We start from the raw sequence: 3,795 nt of genomic DNA, 5'->3' as shown, positions 1-3,795 counted from the left end.
CGGTTCCGGGGGGCGCGTAAAAAGCAGGCGATGTCAGCGTGCCGGTGCGGCTGCCCGATCCGGCGGCCACTTCCTTATACACCTCACGCTCGCCTGGCTCGACGCGAATTTCGAGCACGGGGCGGGTCAGCCATTTTTGCATCGCCGCCTTTACCGCTTCGGGCTTTGTCGTGGCGAGGCGCTCCAACTCTTTCTTGTAGAAATTCGAGTCGCCCACATAAAGCTGACCTTCGGCAAGCGCGACGGCCTTTCCGCCGAATCCGCCAACCTGTTCAAGGCCATCGATTTGCTGGGCAATATTGCTGGCGGCGACGCGCTGCACTTCCTCAGCGGTTGGCCCCGTGGCGATGTAATCGGCCAATATTTCATCCAACCGCTTGGCAACCGCATCGGCATCACCGCCGGGCTTCACATCCGCTTGAATGTTAATCAGGCTGCCGTGCACGAACGGGATCAGATATGCCGAAACGCCCACGACACTTTGTTCCTGACGCACAAGGATATTGTCCAGACGCGAGCTGGACAGGCCACCAAGCGCGCTCATGCCAATGTACAGCGCATTTGCATCAGGGTCGGCCAATCCCGGCACCACCCAGTTGCGATAAATACGTGTGGTCGGAACCTTGTCCTTCATCACGATTTTAACGGGCTTTTCCAGCGTGGGTATAGGCGCGTTGACGGGCGCGACATCTTTGCCGCGCTTGATGCTGCCGAACCATTTTTCAACAAGCGGCTTGGCTTGCGCGGCGTTGATATCACCTGCCAGCACGAGCACCGCATTATTTGGACCATAATGGTCGATGAACCAGTTCTTCATGTCATCCAGCGATGCCGCCGACAGGTCTTCCAGGCTGCCAATGGTGTCGTGATGATAAGGGTGGCCAACGGGGAACAAGGTTTCCGAACGCTTATAATCGACCAGTCCAAATGGCTGGTTGTCGCCCTGACGCTTTTCGTTCGAAACAACGCCGATTTGGTTGTCGAGCTTTTCCTTGGAAACGGCATTGAGCAAATAGCCCATACGATCGCTTTCAAGGAATAACGCAGATTCCAGCGCCGTCGTCGGCACGGTCTGAAAATAGTTCGTCCGGTCGAGCCATGTCGTGCCGTTCAAGTCGGTGGCGCCGATTTTCTTGGTATATTCAAAATAATCGCCCGGCGCGTTTTCGCTGCCGTTGAACATGATATGTTCGAACAAATGGGCATAGCCCGTTTTGCCTTTGGGTTCATGCTTTGACCCTACGCCATACCAGATGGAAACCGCGACGATCGGCGCCTTGCGGTCTTCATGCACCAACACCGTCAGGCCGTTGTCGAGCGTGAATTTCTCATGCGGAATATTCACGGCCTCCACCAGTTTTGAAACGGGTGCTGCGGTTTGCGCAAATGCCGGTGCCTGCGCGGCCAACACCGAACCAGACAACATAAGCGCGAGGGTCAATTTACGGATCATGATATGCTCCCAAAGATATTTCTACTGTCGCCAGAGATAGTGCCAAAACGGACAAACACAATCTGGCGGTTGCACATTTTCGACAAACGCCGTTCAGGGCCGATAACGGCGCTTTGCATGCTTCACGGCGTCGGCCCATTCGAAATGGACGGGCTTATATTTGCCCGCGACAAACAGCTTCATCTGGTCGGTGTAATGCGGCGAGTCGGGCCGCGTGGTTGCCGCACCATATGGCTGGATGGATTCCGATATAACGCCGCCATTTTTGTCCCAGCGGATCAGCATGATGTAGCTGTCGCCATGCCGGACGCGGACCTTGCCATCGGCTTGGTCGGCATCCCACATCGTCGTCGCGCGCAGGGCATCGCTTCCGCCAAACATGGGCAAGTCGACATTGCCGCGCCGCAGCCGCTGGATATCGCCAAGCTGCGGGTCAATTCTGCCAAAGCGCTTCTTGAATTCATCGACCGCTTCCTGAAGCGTTTTGCGGGGATCGGGCATTGGGTCACCGCGCCAGTTCGGCCGTGCACCAAAACGAACGATCCTTTCAGCCAATGCGTCAGCATCGCCCTTGCCATCGCTTGACCAATCCCAGCTGGCCAACAGCTTTTGCGCCTTGGCGAGTTCCGGCGCATCTTTCAGGTCCAACGCGGCAAAGGACGCCATCCATGGCCCGACCCAGCTCTGCTTGCTGTAGGTCATGTCCATCTTGATCGCGAGCAGCTCTTCCGGCGTGATTGACCTATCCGCCGCCAACAGCTCGGTGGCGCGCAGGCCCCGGTTAGTCATGCCGCGTTCGATGCCCAAATATGGCGAATAATCCGCCGGATTCATTTCCGAACCCGGGCCAGCCGCCAGAAACGGCGTGTTATTCGCATTCTGCACAAAGCCCGATGCTGGATCGACAATCTTGGGATAGCGGTCAAAGCCGACAGGGCCGGACCACATGGCAGCGGACGTATCGCCCGGAAGCTGCTTGGTGTAATCATAGCCCGGTTTGCGATCAGGGAAGAGCGCATTGTAGATATAGGCAACGCGGCCGGTTTTGTCGGCATAGATGAAGTTGGTGGCAGGAATCCCGCCAATCGACATGGACTTGGTCCACTCGTCCCAATTCGTCGCCTTGGTATTCCGGTAATATTGCTCGACGACCTTTACGCTGTCGATTCCGGCATAGCGGATGGCGAAATAGCCCTTATCATTCTTGATAACCGGACCATGTACTGATCGATACACTGTCTGTGGCACCGGCAGATTGAAGGGCCCGAACTTGACGGGCAACCAGACGCGCTTTGAATTTAGCGGCAGCCATTTGCCATCAAAACGATATTTGTCGCCGGCCTCATTCATCACCAATTTATAGACATCGATCAGGTCAGGCCGATTGACCGTGTTGGTCCAGCCAAGGTGGCGGTTATGCCCCAACAGTACGAAGGGCGACCCCGGGAACAATGCGCCCGCCATATGAAGGCCTTCGCCCGAATGCGTCACCGCCTCATACCATGCCACTTGTCCTTCATAAGGCTGGTGCGAATTGGAAATCAGCCAGGTCTTGCCATCGGCCATACGCTTTGGCGCGAGGGCAAAGGCATTGGACCCGTTCATTTCGGGATCCCGCCCGATTGGCGTCATTGGTGCTGCGCTCTCTTTGGGCTGCGGCTTGCCTTCGGTCAGCGCACCGATTGCGTTATCAAGGCCATAGAAAAATGGCGCGCGCAGAACAAAGCCGGTGACGATGTCCTGTCCAGTGACCGGAAACAGTTTCGACAAGCGCGCTTCGCCCGGATGCTTCGACACATAATAATTAAGCCCAGCCGCATAAGCTTCGGCCACTGCGCGTACCTCTGGCGACAATTCCATGTAGCGCTTTTCGGCGGTTTCCCGCGCGCCCAATAAGTGCATGACATAATCAACCTTGGCCCCGTCCGAGCCAGCCAACGCGCCATAACGGCCGCGGGTCATTGCCACGACATCTTCTATCGTCGCAAAATCATCTTCGGCGTGGGCATAGGCAAGGCCATAAGCCGTGTCCGCATCGGTCGCGCCATTGATGTGCGGCACGCCATATTCGTCGCGCACAATCTCGGCATCATAGGTCCGCTTGGCGGTTTCATATTCAGTCGCGGCCAATGGCTCCCACAACGCACCTGCGCCTGCAACCACACCGGCAAGCGCCAAAGACGCCCATAAAAATTTACGCATCATTTTCTCCCTGCAATGAGACCTTGTCACATCGGTCCATTTGCGTACATATCCGGCATAACCAAGATTTACGGAAAGGAAAGTCCCTGTATGTTTCGCAGCTTCTTAGCCCTTGCACTGGCAAGCACAGCAATCACCCC

2 protein-coding genes are annotated in these 3,795 nt (G+C 56.3%); both read right to left on the bottom strand.

Annotated features, from left to right (window positions below; genetic code table 11):
• On the bottom strand, positions 1 to 1,453 hold a 1,453-nt coding region (locus ACILQA_RS10400; RefSeq protein ID WP_395629626.1), incomplete at its 3' end, for a M16 family metallopeptidase.
• Positions 1,454 to 1,546: 93 nt separating this feature from the next.
• A complete protein-coding gene (locus tag ACILQA_RS10395) occupies positions 1,547 to 3,658 on the bottom strand; it encodes a penicillin acylase family protein (protein ID WP_395629625.1) in 2,112 nt (703 codons plus the stop codon).
• Positions 3,659 to 3,795: the final 137 nt, after the last annotated feature.

This window comes from Sphingorhabdus sp., from assembly GCF_044239005.1.
Classification (GTDB): Bacteria; Pseudomonadota; Alphaproteobacteria; order Sphingomonadales; family Sphingomonadaceae; genus Sphingorhabdus_B.
The sequence above is the reverse complement of the archived record's forward strand: the minus strand, read 5'-3'. Positions and strand labels throughout refer to the sequence as shown.